18 protein-coding genes are annotated in these 20,034 nt (G+C 51.2%); 10 read left to right on the top strand and 8 right to left on the bottom strand.

Annotated features, from left to right (window positions below):
• Nucleotide 1 precedes the first annotated feature (1 nt).
• Both ICL55_RS04505 and ICL55_RS04500 read right to left on the bottom strand, forming a co-directional pair.
• Nucleotides 2-616 carry an NADPH-dependent F420 reductase gene (locus ICL55_RS04505; RefSeq protein WP_188094841.1) on the bottom strand — a complete coding sequence of 205 codons (615 nt, stop codon included), beginning with the start codon at nt 614-616 and terminating at the stop codon, nt 2-4.
• An 87-nt stretch (nt 617-703) separates the two neighbouring features.
• Entirely contained in the window at nt 704-1,288 is a 585-nt protein-coding gene (locus ICL55_RS04500; RefSeq protein ID WP_188094840.1) for a Crp/Fnr family transcriptional regulator, read from the bottom strand.
• 214 nt (nt 1,289-1,502) lie between these two features.
• On the opposite strand from ICL55_RS04500, the gene ICL55_RS04495 reads away from it, so the two are divergent.
• From ICL55_RS04495 to ICL55_RS04485, 3 genes are all read left to right on the top strand, one after another.
• Entirely contained in the window at nt 1,503-2,276 is a 774-nt protein-coding gene (locus ICL55_RS04495; RefSeq protein WP_223151302.1) for an AraC family transcriptional regulator, read from the top strand.
• Between the two features lie 71 nt (nt 2,277-2,347).
• On the top strand, nt 2,348-2,740 hold the full coding sequence (locus ICL55_RS04490) for a VOC family protein (RefSeq protein ID WP_188094839.1): 393 nt from the start codon (nt 2,348-2,350) through the stop codon (nt 2,738-2,740).
• Nucleotides 2,741-2,843: 103 nt separating this feature from the next.
• Nucleotides 2,844-3,335 carry an SRPBCC family protein gene (locus ICL55_RS04485; RefSeq protein ID WP_223151301.1) on the top strand — a complete coding sequence of 164 codons (492 nt, stop codon included), beginning with the start codon at nt 2,844-2,846 and terminating at the stop codon, nt 3,333-3,335.
• Between the two features lie 53 nt (nt 3,336-3,388).
• Here the strand turns inward: ICL55_RS04485 and ICL55_RS04480 are convergent, their stop codons facing one another.
• Nucleotides 3,389-3,940 carry a GNAT family N-acetyltransferase gene (locus tag ICL55_RS04480; RefSeq protein WP_188094838.1) on the bottom strand — a complete coding sequence of 184 codons (552 nt, stop codon included), beginning with the start codon at nt 3,938-3,940 and terminating at the stop codon, nt 3,389-3,391.
• 86 nt (nt 3,941-4,026) lie between these two features.
• On the opposite strand from ICL55_RS04480, the gene ICL55_RS04475 reads away from it, so the two are divergent.
• Entirely contained in the window at nt 4,027-5,175 is a 1,149-nt protein-coding gene (locus tag ICL55_RS04475) for a tetratricopeptide repeat protein (RefSeq protein ID WP_188094837.1), read from the top strand.
• Here the strand turns inward: ICL55_RS04475 and ICL55_RS04470 are convergent.
• Together ICL55_RS04470 and ICL55_RS04465 are read right to left on the bottom strand one after the other, a co-directional pair.
• On the bottom strand, nt 5,157-6,353 hold the full coding sequence (locus tag ICL55_RS04470; RefSeq protein WP_188094836.1) for an exo-beta-N-acetylmuramidase NamZ family protein: 1,197 nt from the start codon (nt 6,351-6,353) through the stop codon (nt 5,157-5,159). The genes ICL55_RS04475 and ICL55_RS04470 overlap by 19 nt on opposite strands.
• A gap of 138 nt (nt 6,354-6,491) precedes the next feature.
• Nucleotides 6,492-7,496, bottom strand: a complete 1,005-nt coding sequence (locus tag ICL55_RS04465; RefSeq protein ID WP_188094835.1) for a lipase family protein — start codon at nt 7,494-7,496, stop codon at nt 6,492-6,494.
• Between the two features lie 285 nt (nt 7,497-7,781).
• On the opposite strand from ICL55_RS04465, the gene ICL55_RS04460 reads away from it, so the two are divergent.
• Nucleotides 7,782-8,417 carry a hypothetical protein gene (locus ICL55_RS04460; RefSeq protein WP_188094834.1) on the top strand — a complete coding sequence of 212 codons (636 nt, stop codon included), beginning with the start codon at nt 7,782-7,784 and terminating at the stop codon, nt 8,415-8,417.
• 3 nt (nt 8,418-8,420) lie between these two features.
• On the opposite strand, the gene ICL55_RS04455 is transcribed toward ICL55_RS04460, so the two are convergent.
• The 3 genes from ICL55_RS04455 to pdxR are packed head-to-tail and all read right to left on the bottom strand — an operon-like array spanning nt 8,421 to nt 12,544.
• Nucleotides 8,421-9,902, bottom strand: coding sequence for a TlpA disulfide reductase family protein (locus ICL55_RS04455; protein WP_188094833.1), 1,482 nt, complete (start codon nt 9,900-9,902; stop codon nt 8,421-8,423).
• A gap of 38 nt (nt 9,903-9,940) precedes the next feature.
• The gene (locus ICL55_RS04450; protein ID WP_188094832.1) at nt 9,941-11,062 is read right to left on the bottom strand and encodes an AraC family transcriptional regulator; all 1,122 of its coding nucleotides are present in this window, start codon (nt 11,060-11,062) and stop codon (nt 9,941-9,943) included.
• Between the two features lie 33 nt (nt 11,063-11,095).
• A complete protein-coding gene (gene pdxR / locus ICL55_RS04445) occupies nt 11,096-12,544 on the bottom strand; it encodes a MocR-like pyridoxine biosynthesis transcription factor PdxR (protein ID WP_188094831.1) in 1,449 nt (482 codons plus the stop codon).
• Nucleotides 12,545-12,661: 117 nt separating this feature from the next.
• Here pdxR and ICL55_RS04440 point away from each other — a divergent pair, with 117 nt between their 5' ends.
• From ICL55_RS04440 to ICL55_RS04420, 5 genes are all read left to right on the top strand, one after another.
• Nucleotides 12,662-13,129 carry a cupin domain-containing protein gene (locus tag ICL55_RS04440; RefSeq protein ID WP_188094830.1) on the top strand — a complete coding sequence of 156 codons (468 nt, stop codon included), beginning with the start codon at nt 12,662-12,664 and terminating at the stop codon, nt 13,127-13,129.
• 33 nt (nt 13,130-13,162) lie between these two features.
• Nucleotides 13,163-14,053, top strand: a complete 891-nt coding sequence (locus ICL55_RS04435) for a dihydrodipicolinate synthase family protein (protein WP_188094829.1) — start codon at nt 13,163-13,165, stop codon at nt 14,051-14,053.
• A gap of 427 nt (nt 14,054-14,480) precedes the next feature.
• The gene (locus ICL55_RS04430) at nt 14,481-15,050 is read left to right on the top strand and encodes an RNA polymerase sigma factor (RefSeq protein ID WP_188094828.1); all 570 of its coding nucleotides are present in this window, start codon (nt 14,481-14,483) and stop codon (nt 15,048-15,050) included.
• A 117-nt stretch (nt 15,051-15,167) separates the two neighbouring features.
• Nucleotides 15,168-16,340: a FecR family protein gene (locus ICL55_RS04425; protein ID WP_188094827.1), complete on the top strand. Its 1,173-nt coding sequence runs from the start codon at nt 15,168-15,170 to the stop codon at nt 16,338-16,340.
• Between the two features lie 346 nt (nt 16,341-16,686).
• Nucleotides 16,687-20,025, top strand: a complete 3,339-nt coding sequence (locus ICL55_RS04420) for a TonB-dependent receptor (protein ID WP_188094826.1) — start codon at nt 16,687-16,689, stop codon at nt 20,023-20,025.
• Nucleotides 20,026-20,034: the final 9 nt, after the last annotated feature.

The following is a 20,034-nucleotide window of genomic DNA, read 5'->3' as shown; positions in this document are numbered from 1 at the left end:
ACTACGCATGCTCTGGTACCTGCACCAGATGCAGCCCCGCCAACGGTCCGCCAGGGAAATGCTGCATCACGCCACCCTGCACCAGTCCGCCCAGGTCCACGCCGGCAAAACCGATGCGGTCCAGTAACCGGCCCACCTCTTCCTTCGCAGCCTGGTCATCTCCCGAAAAAAACACTACCCGCTTTCCGCCCTGCGCAGTACCGGGTGTCTGCACCAGGGCAGGAGGTAACGTGTTGAACACCTTTACCACAGCGGCGCCGGGCACCCGTTCCGCCACCAGCTCGCTGGAAGTTTTACCGCCCAGATCAGGAATAACAAATTCAGGGAGGATGACCGGATTAAGCGCATCCAGTATTATTTTGCCGGAAAGGTCCGGCAGGCCGGCAGTAGCTGCTTCCAGGAACTGCCATTGCACCGACAACAGGATGATATCAGCCGTGGCCGCAGTAAGCCGGTCGGTGGCCGTTACACCGGGTATGCCTGCCGCAAATGCGGCTAATGTCTCCGGTCCGCGACGATTACTGATCATCACTTCATAACCCGCCGCTGCGGCTGCCTGCGCAAAAGCCTGGCCGATACCACCGGCGCCGATAACGCCTATCTTCTTACTTTTCATGAACATTGATTTAATTGATGCCACAAAATTAGCAGCAGCGGCAGGCGGCAACCAATGACAAATGATAAGAAAAAAGCCTGACTAATATCAAGGCTTCCGGCGGGTCAGCGAGGCACGGATACGGCTCAACGTTTCCGGTGTGATGCCAAGATAAGAAGCAATCATGTGTTGGGGCACACGTTTTATCAACGCAGGATACAGCTGGGCAAACTGCTGATACCGTTCTTCGCCACTCAGGCTGATAGCGGCCTGTATGCGGTTGTTGGCGGCCATCAGGCTACGGTTCAGTAACGTCTCCGCCATCTTTTTCATCTCCGGTAAAGTCTCCAGTAAAAAGTTAAAATCATCGCGGGTAAACATCACCAGCGTACTGTCTTCCAGCGCTTCAATATTGATCACCGAAGGCAGTCCACAGGTAATACTTTGCCGGTCGCCCGCCCACCAATGCTCAGGAGAAAAACGCATGATGCGTTCCACGCCTTTGTCGTCAATAAAGTACGACTTCAGGCAACCCTCGCCCACAAAAGCGTAATGTTTCCATACCTCTCCCTGCCGCAACAGCAGCTGCCGGCGGCGTATCTGGCGCACCATACTACGCGAACGGACCAACGCGATGTCCGCTTCCGTGAAAGTGCCTTTGCTGTGGAGGTAATCAACAAATACCCCGAACATTTGGTTATTTTTTAATTTGGTTATTGAATTATGGGATTTACGGACTTTGAAATTTTTTGATTTTGGAATGTAATGTGCGAAGATCAACATTATATTGCATATTGGATCAATTCACCCGATCTTCGGGTGATAAATTCCAAAATCAAAAAATTTCAAAATCCGTAAATCAAATAACCCAATAAAAAAATATCTAAATAACCCAATATACCGGCCTGTGCAGCCGGCCATCCGTCCGGAGCGTGACGAAGCCTCTTACCGGGAGTGTCTGCCATCGCTGCCGCTGGCGCCGTATATCTATTGTTACTGGCAACTTACGTCTCATCCGTCGCTGTCGCAGCCTTTCGTATATCGCGTGGTGGCAGATGGCTGCATCGATCTTTTCTTTCATACCCGTCAACCGCAGGACGTATATGTGATGGGGTTTTCAACGACATACACCGAATTCCCGCTGGACAATCCTTTCAACTATATCGGTATCCGTTTTATGCCGGCAGCGTTTCCGTTGCTGTTCGGCGTGAGCGCGGCTGCCCTCACCAACCGCTTTGAGCATCTCAGCGATGTAGTGCCGGCATTGGCCACAGGTCTCACGCAACAGACAGCCGGCCTCCATAGCCTGCATGAACTATCGCCGGTGCTCAACCATCATTTTGAGAAAATACTGGCAGGTCATACTACCGATGCTGACCACCGGCTGTTACAGGCACTGGACCTGATCCTGCGTGCCGGCGGTAATATCCGGCTGGAAACAGCATTCCATAGCGGCGTTAGTCCGCGACATCTCCGGCGGCTGTTTGATTTTTACATCGGTGAATCGCCAAAGACCTTCAGTAAGATAGTACGCTTTCAGCAGCTGCTGCACAGCACGCCCACAGCCGATAGCCTGCGGGCCATTAAACTGTTTTATGATGCCGGTTACTATGACCAGGCGCATTTTATCAAAGAGTTCAAAACCCTGTACGGCCTCCCTCCCACGGTGGCGCTGCGCTGAGTTTGTCCGTTTTTTACAATACGGTGCCGGTAAATTCTTTCACCTTTGTGTCATCATCAAAAAAGCACATCATGAAAATGAATGCCGGTGTTATCACCCATAAAATAAAAGAGAGCAAAGACTTCTACACCGGGGTACTCGGTTTCGGAGTAACCTTTGAAAACGACTTCTATCTGTTGTTGCATACGCCGGGTCATGAAGCAGAGATCAGTTTCCTGCTACCGGAACATGCCAGCCAGCAAGCGCTTTTCCAGCCCGCTTTTCAGGGTAAAGGCATGTACCTGACAATAGAAGTGGAAGATGTAAAAGCGATGTATGCCGCCATAAAAGGCAAAGATGTTCCCATTACGATCGACTTACGGCAGGAACCCTGGGGCGATCATCACTTTGCTATTACAGATCCTAACGGCGTAGGCATCGACATAGTACAGTATGCCGCACCTGATAATGCCGCGGACAACTGAATATCATTCCTGGTGCGTCTGGCAGGATTATAAGTCCTTTATTTTGTCGTTTTTTTCCAAAGCCGGAGGCTTGCGCGGCAGTTACCTTTGTATCAAAAAGATCATGAAAAAGAGATGGCATATGGCCCTTGGCCTCTTGCTGCTACTTGTTATTCAGACAAAAGCGCAAACCGTAAAATCAACAAAAATGGCACTACCCGCACAAACATTGAGTATCACGGTGCTCCGTCCGGCAGACGACGTATATGCGTTCCTGTCAGCCCCCGCTAACTTCGCCATCTGGGCGGAAGGTTTCGGCTCTCAACTGGAGTTGACCGACACTCCCGGCACCTGGCGTTTTAAAATGGCCAATGGCAAAAATGCCACGGCTACCTTCTCGTCGCCTAATCCGTTCCGCATTGTCGACCACTACGTATATCCCGGCAACGGACAGGAAGTGTTTGTGCCCATGCGCGTAGTGGCCAATGGAGAAGCCAGTGAAGTGCTGTTCACGCTGTTCAGACAGCCGGAAATGACCGATGAGATGCTGGCGACCGACAAAGCAGCCGTGCTTAAAGATCTCGCCAACCTAAAAAAAGTGCTGGAACAACGATAGCCTGACGCTAACTGCATCGCCGCGGAAAAACGGGCTTTTCCGCGGCGATACGGTTATAATTCATATGTCATATAAAAGGCTACCTCCCCCGGGCACCATACCGGATCATACAGTTTCAGATGAACACCCGAAACATGGAATCCCTGCTTTTTATAAAAGCTCACCGCAGCTACATTGGTATTCTGCGTTTCCAGCTCCAGTAACCGGACATTCAACGGCCGCGTATGTGCTATCAATGTGGCCATCAGCTGCTCTCCAATACCTTTCCTTCTCTCCGCCGCCGCCACTGTCAGTTGTGAGATATACAACGTGTTGTTCCAGTCCCGCTTCTCCCCGATGATAAATCCTGCTAAACGGCCATCGTTGTAGGCCGCAAAGGAGTGCCCCTGCGCCATGACTTCGTTCAGCTCTTCCAGTTCCGTATCACTGGTGTGCCAGGTCTTCTGTTTGGGTGTAGCCAGCGTTTCCAGGCGAAAGGCAAAGATCGTGTCCTGCTGGTCCGGCTGCTGTACCGGCACCCAGGCCTGTGTGGAGGTGTAACCGTTATGGCCCATCTGTAATATATCCATGGCCGTTAGGCCGCTGAGCGGTGCTATTGTTAGCATAAAGTCGTTTCCGTTTCCACGAATTTAACAAAACTATATTTTTAGTTTTAAAACTAAATTCTTAGTTTTATGTAAATACTTTCACTATGCGAAACTTTATCGGAGCCATTGGATTGTTATGTTTGTCCGGTACCGTCCGGGCACAGGGCATAGACAGGAACAAAGTCATGGAATACCTGCAGGAGCAGCAATATGAGGAAGCCATCGCTTATCTGCAGCCAAAAGTGAATACACAAGCGCCCAAAGAAATGGCCCTGCTGGGTTATACCTATTATCAGGGAGGGAAACTGTCTGATGCGGCAGACACCTATGAAAAGATCATAGCCCTGGACAGCACCATGATACCGGCTTTACAATACCTCGCTACCATCCGTTCGCAGCAGGAGCGTTATCCGGAAGCGGTGACGCTTTATCAGCGCATCGTGCAACTAAAACCTGCCAGCGCCGCCGCCTGGAAACAACTTAGCTTCGCGGCTTTTATCGCCCAGCAGCCGGACTCCGGTTTTGTGTGGCTGCAACAAGCCTACCAGCTCAATCCCGTCGACCCCCGTGTGGTATCCCGCTACGCCGAAGAATGGATGGACCGGAAAGTATATCCCCGCGCAGATTCCATCACCCGTGCCTTTCTGGTAAAAGATTCTACGGTATCTGCCGTACTGATGACGGCCGCGAAAAGCAGCTATCTGGTAAAAGACTATAAACGTACCATCAGCATCGGGGAACAACTGCAACGGCTCAACGTAATAGGACCGAATACGTTCATCTATGTGATGGCGGCCAACTACAACCTGAAGAAATACCAGGCCTGTATTGATGTCTATCAGTATCTCCTGGACCGCAACGCGGCGTCAGAAAGCGTGACGTACTATGCTGCGCTGTCCTGTACCGCCCTGCGGAAGTACAAGGAAAGCAACGAACTACTGCTGCGCTGTATAGACTTTGCTAAGTCATCCAGCCTGGAAGGTTATTACAACAGCATGGCCACCAACTACGAAAGCCTGCGACAGTTTAAACCGGCACTGGCCAGCCTCGATACCTCGTGGTTCCTCTCCCGTAAGCCGCTACGGCAGTACAGTATGGGCCGGATATACGAAACCGGGCTTCATAACGACAATACAGCGATGAAATATTACAAACGCTTTATGCAGTTATACAAGCCCGATTCACCCGAAGACGAGGCTGTGATATATCAGTATCTGCGGTCCAGAATTAAAACTCAGGGATACAACAAATAACGCAGACGCATCTTTTTATAATGGCTAAGTCCCGGTTCCCAGCTACGGCGGATCTCCGCTTCACTTTTACCATCGATGATCTGCTGACGGAAAGCCGTGGTGCCGGCCAGTTTGTCGATGCTGCCCATCTGTTTGCTGTACGACTGATCAAAGAACTTCGCTTTTTCAGGATAAGCTTTATACAATGCTATCATCCAGCTGAGATTGATTTTGCCCGCTTTGCGCAGCGGCGCGGTATCAAACTTGCGCAGGTCCAGCCCATAGCAGGCCTGTCCCATATGCAAAGGCGATTCAGACTTACCGGGAATGCTTTCCGGCGTAAAGGAAAATTCATATTGGCCTTTCAGCGCCGGGCTTCCCAGTACCGTAAAAGGCATGTAGGTGCCCCTGCCCTGACTGATAATCGTTCCTTCAAACAAACAGAGGGACGGATACAACAAGATGGATTGTTGTGTATTCAGGTTGGGAGATGGGCTTACCGGCAACGTATAGTCCATACCGTGTCTGTAATTCTTTACCCGGATGATCTTCAGCTTGCAGGTTTGTTTGTTTTTCAGCCAGCCTTCGCCGTTGACCATCTGGGCAAACTCACCGACAGTGAGCCCATGTGTAATGGGGATGGGAAACTGTCCGATACCGGATTTCAGCTTCATGTCCAGGATGGGGCCATCTACATAATCGTTGGGATTGGGGCGGTCCAGAATGATCAGTTCCTTTCCTGCTGCGGCGCAGGCATCCATGATGTCGCGCAGGGTGTTGATGTTGGTATAAAAACGGCAGCCTACGTCCTGGATATCGAAAATCATGACGTCAATAGCGTCCATATCCTGCTGCGGCGGCATTTTGCGGGCGCCATACAAAGAAATGACGGGAATACCAGTAGCCGAATCCACTTCATCGGCCACATTGGCGCCGTTGCTGGCGTTGCCCCGGAAGCCGTGCTCCGGTCCAAAAATACGGGTGATCTTCACCCCCAGCTTCAACAGGCTGTCGACCAGCAGATGTTTTCCAATGACAGCAGTCGGATTAACCACCATGCCGACTTTCTTTCCTTTCAGATAAGGTACATACAGGCTGGTTTGTTCTGCGCCGGTGACAATCGGCTTCGGCTGCGCGGCATAAGTGGCCACTCCCCCGGTCAGTAATAATAGCAGCACTACGCGGAATACAAGTTGCATAAACTAAAAGATTATTCGAACGACAAATTACGAATTACGAATTATGAATGGGACTGTTTTATAACACGATTATTAAATAGCGGTCCAAAAGGCAAACCTCTATTCGTCATTCGTAATTCGTCATTTGTCATTCATCATCTATATCCAGCTGCTGCGGGCCAGCAATGCGGCATCCACATGAACGCCCAGATAGCCGGAGTATTTACCCATCGCGTGTTGCGCGCCCATTTGACGGAAATAATCTGTCAGCGTATTCCGCCGGTACCTCGGATCGAGGTCTGAGTTGAACAGTACATAATGCAGTGCCTGCTGCATATACCCAAAGCCGTACAACAGCCCGGTAAGTAACAGGTAACCATCGCGCAGGCTCATCTGATAACCATCATAGGTGATCATGATATCTTCTGATGAGGGAGATGGAACATACAGCAAAGAAGCCATAATCATGGTAGATACCACCGGAAATTTAGGAATTACATCGTTGACATTTTCATAGTGCCAGGCATTGGACACTTTATTGTCCAGGTCAGTGGCAAAAGTGGTATCGCCTGCTGCCGGCGCAGCAAAGGTAAACAGATAGGTACCATCATAACGAATACCTTCACGCTGAAGGGCGGTGACAAAGTAAGAGGTATACACGTTGGCGATGTTACCTCCCAGGCTATGTCCGGTGATAATCACCTTTTTGTTTTGAGACACTGCCTGTGTTTTCAGAAAATTGTAGATACCGGAAGAACCAGTGCGGAGCTTGTCTTTCATACTGGCTACATTGTTGAAAGCCCTGTTGGCGCCGGCACTGATGCTGGCAGTCCCGTAGGTGGTGTAATGCCAGGTAGCCAGAGAGATCACATCCAGATCTTCCAGGATCCAGTTGGCAAAAGCGTCCCAGTCTTTAAAAATGTCGGTGGGTGGCAGCGAGCCCCGGAAAGCCAATCCGTAAAACTCTCCGGTAGGGTCCACGGCAATAAAGCCAAAATTACCATCTACGGTTTCATAACCTTCCCAGACCAGGCTCCAGCCAGGCAGGTGTTTGTCGAGATCGGCCCTGACATGCGCACTATAGGCAATAGCGGATAATAACACAGCGGTTTTAGCATGTGTAGGCATAACGCCCACTGCTGAAATAGATTCTTGTAATTCCATGCGGTTCTTTGGGGGGTTTGAGGTAAGCAATGACGGAGAGCGAATAATAGATGGGGTCGTTAATTTTGGGGACTTTTTGATTTACGATTTTTTGATGTAAGTGGTGACGCTAATCCGTTAAATCAAAAAATCGAAAATTTAAAAATTCGAAAAATGCTAAGGTCTCATGGCCTTCTCCGTTTCCCTAATTTACGGATTTTTGATGTACGAATTTTTGATTTGGCGCAGCGCCGAACAGTTTCCGCTAAAAAATCGTACATTAAAAAATCTATAATAGATAAACATATGAAATGGTTATTTCTTCCGTTGTTTTGCCTGTTGTATAATAGCACCCATGGTCAGCCCCGGCCGACAGCCTATTCCATGCTCTTTCAGCAAGACCCGGCCCTGCGCAAATGGAGCAGCAGCATCCCCAACTTCAAGCCGGATGCCTTCGTTTACCAGGAGACCAGTGACTTCGGTCAACATTCACCCGATACGCTCCGCGGAACAGCTGTAGCCACCTACTTCAACACCTTCGGTAAACTGATTGGTTTTTCGCCCGACAAAAAACAATGGCTCGACTTTTTCAGTTACCAAACCTCACTGGAAAAAATTCCCGGAGGCCGCTACCGCGCCTACCACGATATAGACCAGGCGCTGATACTCGGAAATACCGCCACCGGCATACGCACGGGCATTGCTTATATGGGCGCTTCTTCCTGGGTGGAAGAAACACGGTGGCTGGATAACCACACCTTTATAGCGGTTGGGGTGACGAGCGTCACCAAAGGACTGCAACCCTTTATTTATATGGGCGACACCCACACGAGGAAACTATACCACTACCGTCCCGCAAACGACCGTCATAATCGTGACCGCGACCGTAAATATGTCTCCTATCAATGGGCTAAGATCGCTTCCCGGATTATCGAGGAGTAGCCTTTACAACAAAGCAGCAATCATCAGCTCCAGTGTCCGTTGATTAGTATGATCAATATAAAAATCTGAAAAGATAATGTTCCCCGCTTTGTCTATGAGGAAATTCCGGGGTTCACCTGCTACACCATAATGTTCTTTTGCAAACGCTGCGTCACCACGTAAAGGAATAAACGAAAACCGGGTATTCTTCAAAAATGGGAGCACATAAGACGCCTGATCGGGCTCCACATTAATGCCCACATAGGCCACATGCTTACCTTTACATTTGTCGATCACCGCCTGAAAGTACGGAAACTCTCTCCGGCAGGGAGAACAGGCGGGAAACCAAAACGTCAGCAAAACAACTTTGCCTTTCAGATCATTCAAGCGCAGACTGTCTTTGCTGGTATACAGGCCAAGCTGAAATGGATAAGCCGGAACAGCCGTGCGATTTCTGATCACTGCGATATCTTTATCGATTTGTATATCTCTCTTTCCTGCATTCTTTCCATACTGTTTCAATGCCTGGTATAGGCTGTCCGTAGGTCGCCTGGCAAATTTAATCGCCACGCTGTCGTATGCCGCTTTCACCTGGCCGGCTTTTTCCAGCAGTGCTGCTTTTTTTAATACAATCAATTCATCGGTCTGACTATATGCCGGAAGCACTATCTGATTAAGCTCGTTGATGGCGGCCTGATAGTCTCGCTGCTGCGCTAATTTATCTGCTTGTATCAACGCTTCAGCAACAGATTTCCACTTAGCTCCCTCCCCTGTTTCATGAATGAGTGCCAGCGCTTTTTCAGGATTTGTATGCAGATAAAGCTCCGCCAGATCGGCTGTTCCCGTAGCAGACGAGCCAAATTGCCGTGGGGGAAATTGCCGGCGAAGCTCCTCCCAGATCGCTATCTTGTCCTGACGATTGGTGGCATGATCACCCAACTGGTACAACGTCGTTGCACTGATGGGATGATCAGGAAAACGTTTTACTAAATCAAACACCCGCTGTTTATAATCGGGAGCATCGCCCTCTAATGACCATAGATAACGGGCAGCGTAGCCGGCATCTGAAGGGTCTGCGAGAGAAGCTCTTCTCATATATGCTGCGGCCGAATCATTTTCTCCCCGGCAGGTGGCATCCATGGAAAGCATGGCCCATATCTTCGCCTGCGCTGGTTTTAAATTGGCAGCTTGCAGCAGAAACTCCCGCCCCTGTGGCATCTCCGCGTTATAAAAGGCGGTGCCTATCGCCAGGGGAATGTACTCGTTTTGAGGATATTGTTTCATCCAGGCCCTGTACTGTTCTACCAACTGCGGATTACCCAACCCCTTGGCATATATATATTTCAGGTGGGCTTTGAGACTGTCCATATGGGCTTCTACCACCACCTGTGCTTTATTAATTTCTTCAGCAGATGCAGGTCCCATGCGAACGGGTTTCTGCGCCAGCACAAGCCCCATGGGCCAAACGATTAACAACAGCACCGTATACCAGAAATTATTTTTCATAGAGGAGTGATTTTTCATTGAACAACGATAGGCTTCTGCTAGGCCTCCATCGCTTGTTTGCGGTACTCCGAGGGAGAAAGGCCGGTCAGCTGCCGGAATACCCGCTGAAAAGTAGCCAGCGAATTAAACCCACAATCACTGGCCACACCGGCGATCGTCAGCGCTGAAGACCCGGGTAGTAAGATAGCTATTTTAAATGCTTCCACCCGGTAGCTGTTGATGTATTCATTCAGGTTTTTCTGTAAACACTGATTCAATACCGCCGATATCGTTTTGGCAGGTAACCCGGTATGTTCGGATAAACTTGTCAGGTTCAATGATGGATCCAGAAATAAGCGATCTTCCTCCATCGCTTTTTTCAACAATGCCAGTGCTGGTTGACTGATGGATTCATCCGGCGCTACATTCTTTTTAGCGGCCACCACTTCCTGATAGGAAAGGATAAAGCCCTGTATCCCCAGCCAGTAAATCATCACCGCCAGCGGCACATATATCGGATACCAGTCGAAGGTGTTCAACATCAAATTGGTATACCGGGGAATAACATACGGTATCAGGTATAACAGCCATAGCGCCTGAAATACCAGCATTACACGGGGAAACCGGCGTAACAACCGGTAACGGGGCTGGTCCATCGCGGTAGCTGTAGCGAGGTAACGAACAGATAACCACAAATAGGCAGTGAGGGATATCCAGCGGGGAATATCCGAATACACGTTATAATGATCTATAAAGATACCCACCTTGGTAGCGGCACTGCCGGGTATCCATCCGGCCAAAGCTGCGATCACAAAACCATAAGCTGTCAATACCGGCACCAGATCCACGATAACAGGAAAAAAGTGTATCCGTGACCGTTTGGTGAAACGAAAACCGGCATCCATGGAAGCCTGTATATAAAACCAGACCAGCGGCCCCACCAGCATAACCAGCATCCATGGCAGCAGGTCCGCCACAAAGCGAATAATATCGGAATGAAACCAGTCGAGGTAATTACCATACAGCCGGAAAGAAGCCAGGGCCAACACCAGCAATACCGCTGCCAGCAAACGGTTGGGCAACCGGTTCTTTTTCATGGCCATCAACAATACGCCAGCCACCAGTCCCTGCACCGCTCCCAACAGGATGATTATCCGGAAAAAATTGGCCACATGCGCCATATGATAGTTTTGATCAGTTTAAAACTACAAACATTATTTTATAACGGTAGCGAGGGTACGAATCCCTTCTTCCAGCTCCGCGGGCGTGAGTGAGGCATATCCCAGCCGGAGTGCATTCAGTGGCTGTCCGTCAAAACAGAATAACTCCGTAGGCATTACGGAAACGCCTTTTTTCAACAGCCGTGCCGCCAGTTGACCGGTATCTGTCGGTTTCACAAACTTCACCCAGAATGCCAGTCCGCCTTCCGGCTTTTGAAACACTACCTGCTTATTGAGATAGTGATGTAACAACTGGTCCATTTTCTCCCTTCTTTCTTTGTAGATATTAAACGCCCTCCGGGCGTGACGATTGATAGCCCCGTCTTCCATCAGCCCGGCCACCGCCAGTTCCATAATGGGGTCACCCTGACGGTCTATTAATCTTCGTAGCTGTGCCAGCGCGGCCACAAAGGCCGGTGGCCCTGTCACATATCCGATACGCACGGCTGGCGCTACCAGTTTACTCAGCGAACTGATATAGATGACGTTGCCGGCGCCCTCGTGGCTGGCCAGTGGCAGCAGGCTTTTAGCGCTGAAATGGAATTCATGATCGTAGTCATCTTCGATGATCGCAAAGCCGTAGCGGTTGGACAGCTCCAGCAGCTTAAGCCGCCGTTCCACCTTCATGCTCACCGCTGTCGGGAACTGGTGATGCGGCGTTACATACAATGCTTTCAGCGTGGTGGTACGGCATACCTGTTCCAGCACATCCGTCATCAGGCCTTTTTCGTCTACCGGGATGTGGACCATCCGGGCGCCTGCGTTTTCAAATGTCTGCCTCGCGGGCAGGTAGCCCGGCGATTCAATGGCCACGGTATCTCCCGGCTGGAGCAGCGTTTGCGCAATCAGATATAGTCCCATCTGGCTGCCGCGGGTGATACAGATCTGTTGCGGATCGGTGTTCATGCCTCTCTTAAATGACAACATCGCTGCCACGGCGGCACGCAGCCGTTCGTCGCCCTGCTCGTGGGCATAGCCCAGCATACGCCAGCGTGCTTTCTGCTGGAAGATACGTTTGTACGCCTTGGCCAGTTCATCGAGTGGCGCCAGGCGTACATCGGGCCAGCCGTCATTAAATACAATCAGGTTGGCCGCCACTTCCTGCGGCACCGGCGCCAGTCGCTCATGACGATTAAAAGTGAAGTTGGCTGCTTTCTTTGCCCCCTGCCCTTTCCGGTCAGGCAGCTCTGTCGACACGAACGTGCCGCTCTTATCAGCCGTTTCCAGCCACCCTTCCGCCGTCAGTTCTTCATAGGCCAGCACCACCGTCTTCCTGTTGACACCAAGATCGGCCGCCAGTATACGCGTGCCGGGCAGCGCTGTGCCGGGTTTCAGCCGCCCCTTCTTTATCTCTGTTACAATGCCGTCCGCAATCTGGCGGTACACCGACAAATGCGGATTATCAAAATCGAGGGTAAGTATCGTTTTCCAAGGCCTGAGCATCTGGACCATCTGTTTTAGTTAAAACTGGATTATCATGATCATCCAAAAATAAACAAATTTTGTGTCATCGAAATCAGCTGATTGAATGAATTCTCTCACACTTAAATCAATGTTAATATGGAAAAGGTAAAACAACCAGCAACATTTTCTTCCAACGATTTTCACCGCACCTATGCGCGTCCTCAGTATGTGAAACCAGCGAAGCTGCTGCATAAAAATGTGGAGCAGGCAGGTGAGCATGATCAGTTTTCTGCGGAACGCAAACACCCGGTATTCTTTGTGGACCTGCCTACCCGCAATGTGAGCATGACCATCGGCGGACTGCTGCCCGGCCAGCTGACCAACCGTCACCGCCACACCTATGAAACGGTGCTCTATGTACTGGAAGGCAAAGGATATACAGAAGTGGAAGATGAAAGAGTAGAATGGCAGGCCGGCGACGCCGTATATATTCCCGGCTGGGCCTGGCACCGTCACCAGAACCTGAGCGATAGTGCGCCCGCCCGTTACATCGCCTGCGAAAACGCGCCACAGCTACAGAACCTCGGCGTGGCATTGCGGGAAGAAGAAGGCAGAGACCTCTAAAGCGATTACCCATTACCAATTAAAGCTGCGATGATGAAAAAAAATCTTTTTAGCGGGATCATAGCCTATCCCATCACACCATTCGACAAACAGGAACGGGTGGATATCCCGTTGTTTAAAAAGCTGCTGGAGCGGTTGGTCCTGTCGGGCTCTCACGGCATAGCGCCTTTAGGCAGCACCGGGGTAATGCCTTACCTCACCGATGAAGAAAAGGAAGCCGTCACCGAGGCCGCACTGCAACAGGTGAAAGGCCGTGTACCCGTTATCGTGGGGGTGTCCAACCTCACCACCGAACGCACCATCTACCACGCACAGTTTGCCGAAAAAGCCGGCGCCGACGCCGTGATGATCATCCCGATGAGTTACTGGAAACTGACCGAAGACGAAATTTTCCGCCACTATGAAAAGATCGCTTCCAGTATATCCGTTCCCGTTATGGCATACAATAACCCGGCTACCAGCGGCATAGACATGTCCCCCGCACTGCTGAAACGGTTGTTGAAGATCCCCAACGTGACAATGATCAAAGAAAGCACCGGCGACGTACAGCGCATGCATCACCTGCGTCGTGAGCTGGGCGAAGACGTGGCTTTTTACAACGGCTCCAACCCGCTGGCACTGGCGGCCTTTGGCGCCGGCGCCGTGGGATGGTGCACCGCCGCGCCTAACCTCATCCCCGATCTGAACCATCAGCTATATGAAGCCGTACAGGCCAATGACGCCACCAAAGCGAGAGAGGTCTTCTATCAGCAATTTGAACTCCTGCGTTTCATCGTAGCCAAAGGACTGCCCAAAGCTGTGCAGGCAGGACTGAAGATACAAGGCATCGAAGCCGGTTATCTCAGAAGTCCGCTCCGGGAACTGGACGTGCAGGAATATGCGGAACTGGAGAAAATGCTTCCCAAGGTGGAAGCTGTGGGCTAAAAGCCGGCTTTGCGCCCAACGCGTTCATCACGTTCATCCGCGAATCGTTCACGATTCCCGGGGCTCACGCACCGGGCTACGATGCTCTTCAGCCGTTTTCAATGCAAGGCTGCTTCCTGATGATATAGTATAAAAGCATCTACAGTCAACCACGCTAAACATCTCCATGGCTGTAAGATTAATAAGGATTGCATGTAAAAACTGCCCCGGGCCTCTGCCCGGGGCTATCTCGGTGAATGATGTACAACACCATAGCACATCAATAATGGCCTCTCTATCTGAAAGAATTTAAACAACATCGTAACCCAGGGCTTTAGCCCCGGGAACATGGAACCACGTCAACGCCCCCACGAACAACAGACGATAAAATACCATGCGTATTTGGTTATTTGCTGAATTTTATTTTCCTTGGCAGCTGTAAGCCTATATGCAGGAACCAGAAGACATACAACTGTTACACCAACTCCGCGAAGGAGATGAAAATGCTTTCACCACTATCTACAAGCGTTACTGGAAACTGTTGTTTTCGGTAGCAGCGAATAAGCTGGACAATCTGGAGGAAGCAGAAGAACTGGTGCAGGATATCTTTTCCGACTTATGGGACCGCCGTGAAACGCTCGCGCTCACCGGCGCGCTGCCGGCTTATCTGGCGGTAGCCACAAAATACCGTGTCATCAATCTCCAGGCACGGAAAAAAAGAGCCCGTGATTATTCTTCTTATGTCCGGGAAAATATATCAACCGAAGACCATTCCACCGAACAATGGCTCCGCTTTGAAGATCTTAAAGACCTGCTTTCCGGTCTGGTGGCCGCTTTACCCGAACGTTGCCGGCTCACGTATCAGTTGAGCCGTGAAATGGGCCTCTCACACAAAGAAATCGCCCAACACATGAACATCTCGGAAAAGGCCGTGGAGCACAATCTCGCGCGGGCCGTGAAAACACTGAAGACCGGTTTAAAGCACCTCTCCGCTTTATTTTTCTCTGTACTCCCCTGATACAATTTTCCCATTTATTAATTTTTATTATTGAAATGCCGATAATTTTTAATTTTTTTTAGAAATATATGGGGATGGGGTCTTTTCGATTGACTTAATATAAAAGACCTCTTTTGTATGAGCCAGGAAAAAGGACAAAGCCGGTATGAAGCGCTGGCGGAGAAATGGCTGAAAGGCACTATCACACCGGAAGAAGCGGCGGAATATACCGCGTGGTACAATGCCGGTCAGGATGGACGGGTGGAGATACCGGCATCTTTTGCCGCAAATGAGGCGGAACAGGAAGAAAGAATATGGCGTAAAATAGCTGCCCGGACAGGCTTTCCGGGTTATACGGCAACGGCTGCACCTTTGCGCCGGCGCCGCTGGTGGGCTGCCGCTGCGGTAACAGCCGCCATTGTTACCGCCGGCTACTGCTGGCATCACTGGCAACCGAAAACATCGCGGCCGCCACAACTGGCCACTACCACCACTCCCGACGCGCTGCCGGGATCAGACAAAGCAGTGCTCACACTGGGCAACGGCCGGCAGATCATCCTGGATAGTGCCGGCAACGGTACACTGGCGCAGCAGGGCGGCGTTCAGATCATGAAAAAAGCTGACGGCTCCATCCGCTATGTAGACCAACACGCCGGCACGGTCACGGATACACTATATAATACCATGACCGTCCCCAAAGGCGGCCAGTATAAGCTCATCCTCCCGGACGGTTCACGCGTATGGCTAAACGCTGCCAGCTCCCTGAAATACCCCGTTGCCTTCAGTAACCGGGAAAGGACCGTGGAACTGGACGGCGAAGGTTACTTTGAAGTGGCCACCGCTGCCACCAGCCCCTTCCGCGTCAAAGTACGTCACACACAAATTGCGGTGCTGGGCACCAGCTTCAATGTCATGGCCTATCCCGATGAAACCGGCATCCAAACGACGCTGCTGTCAGGCGCCGTAAAAGTGAAACAGGGAACAACAGAAAAAATAATCGCCCCCGGCCAACAGGCTGTCGTGAACAATGAAAACGGCCACATCTCCGTCGGGGAAACAGAAACAAGCCTTGCCACCGCCTGGAAAGATGGCCAGTTCCGGTTCTCCGGCAATAATATCCCCATGGTATTACGCCAGATCAGCCGCTGGTACAACATCGATATCGTCTATCAGGGCGGTATCCCACATGGACATATAACGGGCAAGGTACCACGAAACATGAAACTGTCCGGCGTAATCCGCATACTGGAGCTCAGTGGCGTACGCTGCAGACAGGAGGCAGGCAGGCTCCTCATATTTCCCTCATCCTGAATTCCATCGCCAACATTTTATTCACCTTTAAAAACTACGGTATGACCAGTCATTATTAACCAAAATCATCAACGTTATGAAAAAAAGCGCGGTAAGCCGCGCTACACGGTATCCCATAAAAAAACCAGGTGCGCTTGGACCCGCCCCTGGCTATATGTTTGGGTTACCGTAAAACAACATCCGACTAAGATTATTGATCTCTAAACCCAAACACTGCAAATCTATGCAATTGGATTGTTATGTTAAAACCGTGCCCGTAACGCGGTTTTTATTCACCAGTCGCCCCGGAAGGCGACAGGCAACAATGCCCCTGGGCGGTTGCCTCCGTAATAAAGTCATCAGGGTTATGAAGCTAACCGCTATACTGCTCACACTATTCTGCATCCAGGTATCTGCCGGTGTATCTGCGCAACAGATCACCGTGTCGGCAAAAAACAAACCGCTCGAAAGCATCTTCGCGCTGATAGAGCAACAAAGTCACTACACCTTCGTATACCGCGATGAATGGCTGGCCGGCACCAAACCGGTCAACCTCAATATCTCCCGCGGCAGCATCGACCAGGTGATGAAAGCGGCCCTTAGTCAACAGCCACTCTCCTACGAGATCATCGACAACACCGTGATCGTGACCCGCAAAAGCTCCGCCGGCAGCAGCACGCCCGCCGCGGTAGCAGCTACCATCAGCGGCCGTGTAACGGATGAAAAAGAAAACCCGCTGGCCTATGTCAGCATCGGCATCAAAGGCACACAGCGAGGCACCCACTCCGATGAAAACGGTGCCTTTAAACTGGAGGCCCGCGAAACAGACGTGCTGGTGTTCTCCCTCGTCGGCTACACACCCCGCGAAATGGTGGCTGGCAATCAAACCACGCTACAGGTGACGCTCACTCAAGCTATCAGCGACCTCAATCAGGTTGTGGTGGTAGGGTACGGCACCCAGAAAAAAGTTAACATCACCGGCTCCGTCGCTTCTGTAAAAGGACAGGAAATCGCCAAATCACCCGTTACCAACATCAGTAACGCACTCGCCGGCAGGCTCCCCGGTATCCGTGCGGTACAGAACAGCGGCGAACCCGGTAAAGACGGCTCCCGCATCGATATCAGAGGATTCGGCGACGCCCTCGTGATCGTAGACGGCGTACCTTCTTCCTTCGACCAACTCGATCCATCTGAAATAGAAAGCATCTCCATCCTTAAAGACGCAGCGGCCGCGGTATACGGTATCAAAGCGGCCAACGGCGTGGTGCTGGTGACCACCAGAAGAGGTAACCTCTCCCGCCCTAAAATCACCTACAACACCTACTTCGGCCTGCAAAGCAATGCCCGCTACCCCCGCTACGTAAATGCCGCCGAGTTTGCAGCACTCACAGACGAGTCGCAGCTTAATCAGGGGCTCGCACCGGTATATGGCGCCGACAAAGTGCAGAAATACCGCGAAGGCCAGCCCGGCTACGAAAGCACCGACTGGTACAATGCTGCCATCCGCAAAAGTACCCCGCAGCAATATCATAATATAAACGTCAGCGGCGGCACCGAAGCCACCCGCTACTTCTTTTCCCTCGGATACCTTAACCAGCAAGGCATGTGGAAGAGCGGCGATACCCGTTTCAACCGCTACAACTTCCGCAGTAACATCAGCACTAAAATCAATAAACGACTGACCGCTGAACTCAACCTCGGCGGCCGTCTTGAAAACCGCCACTACCCCGCGGCTGAAGCAGTGACACTGATGGACCAGGTGCAACGCGCCTATCCCACCTACCCATTGTATGCCAATAACAACCCGGACTACTACGCCGTCACCAATTTCAGCCAGAACGTGCTGGCCTCCATGAATAGTGACTACTCCGGATATTCCGCCCAGAAATATAAATACCTGAGCGGCATCGCATCGCTTACCTACGACATTCCCTTCGTAGATGGCCTGAGCGCAAAAGCCCTCTACTCCTATCAGTCCGGTACCGCCAATAACAAAAAATGGGTAAAACAATTCAACCTGTATAACTACAACGCCGCTACGAATAAGTACGATGTAGGATATATAGGCAATTCCCCCTCCAACCTGAAACAGGATGAAAACCAGGAGGAGAACAGCCTTGCTCAACTGTCGCTCAACTATGTGAAAACATTTGCCCGCGACCACCACGTCAAAGGCCTCCTCTTGTTTGAACAACGGCAGACGATCGGCAGCCAGTTCGAAGCCTATCGTGAGTTTATGCTGGATGCGCTGGACCAGCTCTTCGCCGGCGCCAACACCAATAAAAATAACAACGGCAAAGCCAGCGAAGCGGCCTACATGGGTTATGTGGGCAGAGTGAACTATGACTATAAAGACCGCTACCTGCTGGAGCTGGGCTTCCGTTATGATGGCTCCTACAAACTGGCGCCCGATCACAGATGGGGTTTCTTCCCTACGGTATCTGCCGGCTGGAGAGTGAGTGACGAAGCTTTCTTCCACCACATGACCCGCCTCGTCAACAACCTGAAGATCAGAGGTTCCTGGGGCCAGATGGGCGATGACGGCTCCGCTAATCCCTTCCAATATCTTACCGGCTACCGTTATCCGGAAGGCGGCTACATCTTCGGAAAAAATATCGTTGGCGGTTTAGCACCGGCTGGTCTGCCCAATCCACTCATCACCTGGTTTAACGCTACCACCGCCAACATCGGGTTTGAAGCAGGGTTCCTCCAGAATATGTTCACCGTGGAACTGGACTTCTTCTCCCGTAAACGTACCGGACTGTTTGCCCAGAGAGTGCTGTCCCTGCCCGGCACCTATGGCGCCGGCCTGCCGGCTGAAAACCTGAACAGCGACCGCACACAGGGCTTTGAGCTGGTATTGGGCTACAATAAAAAAATCGGCGACGTGGTACTGAATGTATCTCCCAATATCACCTGGACGCGTACACGTAATCTGTATCAGGAACGCGCCAGCTCCACCAACGCTTTCGCCAACTGGAAAGACAATAATAACGACAGATGGAGCAATATGATCTGGGGATATAAAGCCGCCGGTCAGTTCCGGAATCAGGAAGAAATTGCCGGCTGGGCCATCCAGGACCGCAAAGGCAATACCACCCTCAAACCCGGCGATATCAAATATGAAGATCTCAACGGCGACGGTATCATTGACGGCAACGACCGCACCGTTATCGGTCGCGGCAACACACCGGAACTGTTCTATGGACTGAACCTGGCCGCCACCTGGAAAGGTTTCAGCCTCTCCATGCTGTTCCAGGGCGCTGCCAACTACAATATCCTGATAGATGGCGCCATGAGAGATCCGTTCAGCAACGGCTCCAATGCCTTCGCCTATTTCACCGACCGCTGGCATCGTAGTGATCCGTACAATCCACAGAGTGAGTGGGTGCCGGGCAAATACCCGTCCACCGTGGCCAATGGGCTGGATAACAACAAAGGGGTATCTTCCTTCTGGCTGAAAGACGCTTCCTACCTGCGCCTGAAGACCATCGAGCTGGGATACTCCCTGCCAAAGCCCATGCTGTTGAAAGCCGGCATTGAACAGGTACGTTTCTATTTCTCCGCCCAGAACCTGCTCACGTTCTCCAACCTTAAATTCATTGATCCGGAAATGCCGACCAACGATGATACCAACGCAGCAGGTAACGGTAAACACTATCCGCAGCAACGGGTACTCACTCTGGGCATGAACCTGCAATTCTGATCTCCTTAA

This window comes from Chitinophaga varians, assembly GCF_014529945.1.
Classification (GTDB): domain Bacteria; phylum Bacteroidota; class Bacteroidia; order Chitinophagales; family Chitinophagaceae; genus Chitinophaga; species Chitinophaga varians.
Note: the sequence above shows the minus strand (reverse complement) of the source record. Positions and strands in the feature narration are given on the sequence as shown.